This window comes from Pseudomonas emilianonis (assembly GCF_023072625.1).
In the GTDB taxonomy this organism is placed as follows: Bacteria; Pseudomonadota; Gammaproteobacteria; order Pseudomonadales; family Pseudomonadaceae; genus Aquipseudomonas; species Aquipseudomonas paraveronii.
Genome location: NZ_JAKNRV010000447.1, coordinates 1 through 3,657 on the forward strand (window position 1 = coordinate 1; position 3,657 = coordinate 3,657).

General features: G+C 60.5%; 3 protein-coding genes and 1 pseudogene. All 4 read left to right on the forward strand.

All coding sequences use genetic code 11. The annotated features are described in order from the left end of the window. Positions 1-276 (forward strand): annotated as a pseudogene (locus tag L9Z73_RS27200) (TolC family protein); the annotation flags it as partial. Positions 277-372: 96 nt separating this feature from the next. Then, the gene (locus L9Z73_RS27205; protein ID WP_247407723.1) at positions 373-1,005 is read left to right on the forward strand and encodes an NADH:ubiquinone oxidoreductase subunit N; all 633 of its coding nucleotides are present in this window, start codon (positions 373-375) and stop codon (positions 1,003-1,005) included. 149 nt (positions 1,006-1,154) lie between these two features. Next, positions 1,155-2,651 carry a YdgA family protein gene (locus L9Z73_RS27210; RefSeq protein WP_247407724.1) on the forward strand — a complete coding sequence of 499 codons (1,497 nt, stop codon included), beginning with the start codon at positions 1,155-1,157 and terminating at the stop codon, positions 2,649-2,651. 295 nt (positions 2,652-2,946) lie between these two features. Further along, on the forward strand, positions 2,947-3,657 hold a 711-nt coding region (locus L9Z73_RS27215), incomplete at its 3' end, for a tetratricopeptide repeat protein (protein WP_247407725.1).

The following is a 3,657-nucleotide window of genomic DNA, read 5'->3' on the forward strand; positions in this document are numbered from 1 at the left end:
CTGGCGCAGTACACCGCGCAGTTACAGCGCCGCGACGCGCTGGCCGAAGCCGACGCGTCGGCCAAAGAAGCCGCCGACCAGACCCACCGCTTCTTCCAGGCCGGCCGTGCGTCGTTCCTGGCCGACCTGCAAGCCACGCGCACCTACACCGATGTGCGTGGGCAACTGGCGGCGGCCAACACGCAGGTTGCCATGAGCCAGATCGATCTGTTCCTGGCCCTGGGCGGCGGTTGGGAAAGCGGACGAACGCAAGCCTCACAACCCGGCAAACCCTGAGCAGGTAGCTATGCTTTGACAGGCGGGCCGCCATGCTTTTTGACCGGCAGGGGGTTCGCCTGACACAGCTCGCGTTTGCTCATGGGGATTCCAATAATGAAAAACCCTTATGCTCCCGCTTTCTGGTGCGTGTGCTTCGCACTGGTGTTGTTATCGGCGGCCTACTTCTACGGCGTCATGCTCGCTCACCGAATCGACACGGCCATGGTGTTTCTCGACAGCGCCTGCCTGGTTATCGGCACCTTGTCCATCGGCGTCGTCGCCTGGGCGTCCTACCAAAATCTACGGGTGAAGAAAAAGCTCCTCGAACAAGGCAAGACCCGCGTTGCGATCTGGGACACCAAGGTCGCCCTGCGCCGGGTCGAAACCGTGTTCGACCGCTATTTCTGGGGCAGCTATTGGCAGCCTGGGCGTACCTTCCAGGAAGTCATGGGCGACCTGACCGGCACGCCGCTGGAAAAAAGTCTCGAAACCCTGAAAAAACAATGCGTGCTGCTCGATCGACAAGTTGCCGAGGGTAGGCATTGGCTGAATAACGCGCGGGAATTGTCCGATGTCGCCACGCAGATGGCCCGAGAGCGCTACCAATTGGACTTCTGTGATCCCAAGGTCGATACCCCCGGCAATGCCGTGATACACCGTGAATTCGAGGTGTTGGTGTACACCTGGACCGCCCGTTTGAAGAGTTTCGACCACCAGTTGGACGAGATCGAAATGGAATACTCCTGAACTTGTGTAGAACTGATCCCTCTGAAAGTCTGGGCCGTTCGCGGCCCCCAGTGCTAATCTTCCCCCCGTTTTTCGGCGGGCTTGAGCCAACCTCACTTGGGGTTCAAGGAAGACAGCCCACTTCTCACAGGATTTGATCAGGTCACTTCATGAATAAGCCAGCAGTCGTTCTTTTGGGTTTCGTTGTCGCCGTTGGCGTCGTCAGTGCAGGCGGCGCCTGGTTCACCGGTAAACAACTGGAACCGGTGCTGCAAACCGCGATCCAGAACGCCAACAAGGAACTCAAGACCTCCATGGCCGGTGTCGACGGCACGATGGCCCTTGAGCTGGTGTCCCTGGAACGTGGCGTATTCAGCAGCACCGCCCATTACCGCCTGAAAGCACAAGGCGCGGTCTTCGGCGAAGACAACCCGAACCCTGAATTGCTGTTCGTCGACCATATCGAACACGGCCCGCTGCCAGTCTCGCGCCTGGTCACGCTGAAATGGCTGCCGGTCATGGCCACCAGTCACTATGAGCTGGAAAAGAACCCCACCACCGAGAAGTGGTTTGCCGCCGCCAAAGACGTATCGCCGCTCAAAGGCGTGGCCAACATCGGCTACAGCCGCTCGGTCAACGGCAACGTCGAACTGCTGCCGCTGGAGTTCAAGGACGATACGTCTTCCGTGAGTTTCTCCGGCGCCAACCTGAACTTCGACGGCAGCGCCGAAGGCAAGAAGGTCAAGGCCGACGGCTACATGAACAGCCTCAAGGTCGCCGTAGTCGACGCCAATGGCTCGCCGTTCGAAGCCGAACTGGCCGGGCTGACCGTGGCCAGCAACCTGGATAAATCCACGTTCGGCTTCTACACCGGGCAGAACACCGTGGAACTGACCGACACCAAGCTCACCATGGGCCCGCAGAAGGCCGTGCTGACCCTCAAGGGCTTCGAGCAGAAAGACACCAGCGAAATCAAGGACAACAACCTGGCCGGCCGCGTCGACTACAAGATCGACGAGATCGGTTACCAGGGCAAACCCGTGGGTTCGGCCGCCATGGCCCTGAGCATGAAAAACATCGACGTGCCGTCGATGCTGGTGCTGACCAAGCTCTATCAGGACAAAATGGCGCCGGTGCAGGCCGCTGCCGCCGCCGGTAAGCCAGCGCCTGAGCTGCAACTGAGCGAGGCCGAGCAGGCTTTGGTCGAGGCCAACGTCAGCCAACAACTGAGCGCCAAGCCGCAAGTGGCGGTGGAAAACCTGTCGCTGAAAACCACCCGTGGCGAAAGCAAATTCAACCTGATCGTGGACCTGGCCAAGCCGAGCAGCATGGAACTGCCACCGATGGAGCTGGGCAAGCAGATCATCGCGTTGCTCGATGCCAACCTGAGCCTGTCCAAGCCGATGATCGCTGACGTTGCCGCCCTGCAGGCGCAGCTTGCCGGTGTGACCGAACCTGAAGCGATCGAGCAGCAATCCCAGATGGCCAGCGAGATGGTCAGCGGCGTGGCCGTCGGCACGCAACTGGCGACCCTGGTCGGCAGCGATGTGGTGTCCAAGCTGCACTACGCCAACAACGAAGTGACGTTCAACGGCCAGAAGATGACCGTTGAACAATTCCTCAACTTTGTCATGGCCAAAGTCGGTGCGATGAGCGGCGCGCAGTAATAATTTCTGCACCGTTAAAAAAAATTGCGGGGGCGGAGTTGCGGGTGATACGGGTCAAATAGTCGCCATGGCGATTGGCTGATACCCCGTTATCCCCGGCAAGTCCGCCCCCGTATTCATTTTTTAGTGTGTCGGGCAATTCTGAACAATTGTTATGAGTTGGCCTTTTTCCGACTTTCTTAAGGGATAGTTCCCACAGGAAAGCTAGGCCGGGTCCCGAGACGCCGGCACCCTGCAGCAAATTGCTCAGGACCACCTATCGTTACAGCTTTCCGTGTGTAAGGAAGCCCACGATATGTTGCCAAACCCACCACTCAGTGCATCAGGCCGGTTGCGACTGCTCATCGGGGTCGCCTTGTGCAGCCAGTTGCTGATGCCCGCCTTAGCCGTGGCCGACCCGGCCTATGACGCCCTGATTATCCAGGCGCGCAACGGCAACTTCACACCCGCTCTGACCCAACTGCGCCAGTTGTCTGCCGAACGCCAGACGCCGGGCCAGGTCAGCGACCATCTGGTGATCGCCGGGTGGGCAGGCCAGGACGCCGAAGTGCTGAAGGTGTATGAGGCCCAGGGCAAGAATCGCAACCTGAACACCCAGGCGCTCGCCACGGTGGCGCGCACCTATCGCAACCAACAGCAGTGGGCCAAGGCCGAGGCGGTGTATCGCCAGGCGTTGCTGCGAGAGCCGAACAATGTCGACCTGCAACTCGGTCTGGCGTTGACCCAGGCCGACGGCGGCCAAGCCAGCGAGGCCGTGCAGCGCACCCGCGCATTGGTCGCGGCCAAGCCCGACGACCCCAACCGGCGCATGGCCCTGGGCTACGCGTTGACTCGCGCCGACTTGAACTACGATGCCCTGTTCGAATTCGACCAAGCGTTTATCCGCGCCGGTGACAAGCCTGAAGTGGCCCGCGAATACATCGTCGCCCTGCAAAAGGCCCGCCTGCCGGAGCCGGCATTGCGTCTGGCGACCCAGCGCCCGGGCTTGGTGGACGCCGTCACCCAG

Bases quoted from the DNA above. Each gene is read 5' to 3' on its own strand.
- L9Z73_RS27205 (WP_247407723.1), top strand. From the start codon at position 373: ATGAAAAACCCTTATGCTCCCGCTTTCTGGTGCGTGTGCTTCGCACTG.
- L9Z73_RS27210 (WP_247407724.1), top strand. From the start codon at position 1,155: ATGAATAAGCCAGCAGTCGTTCTTTTGGGTTTCGTTGTCGCCGTTGGC.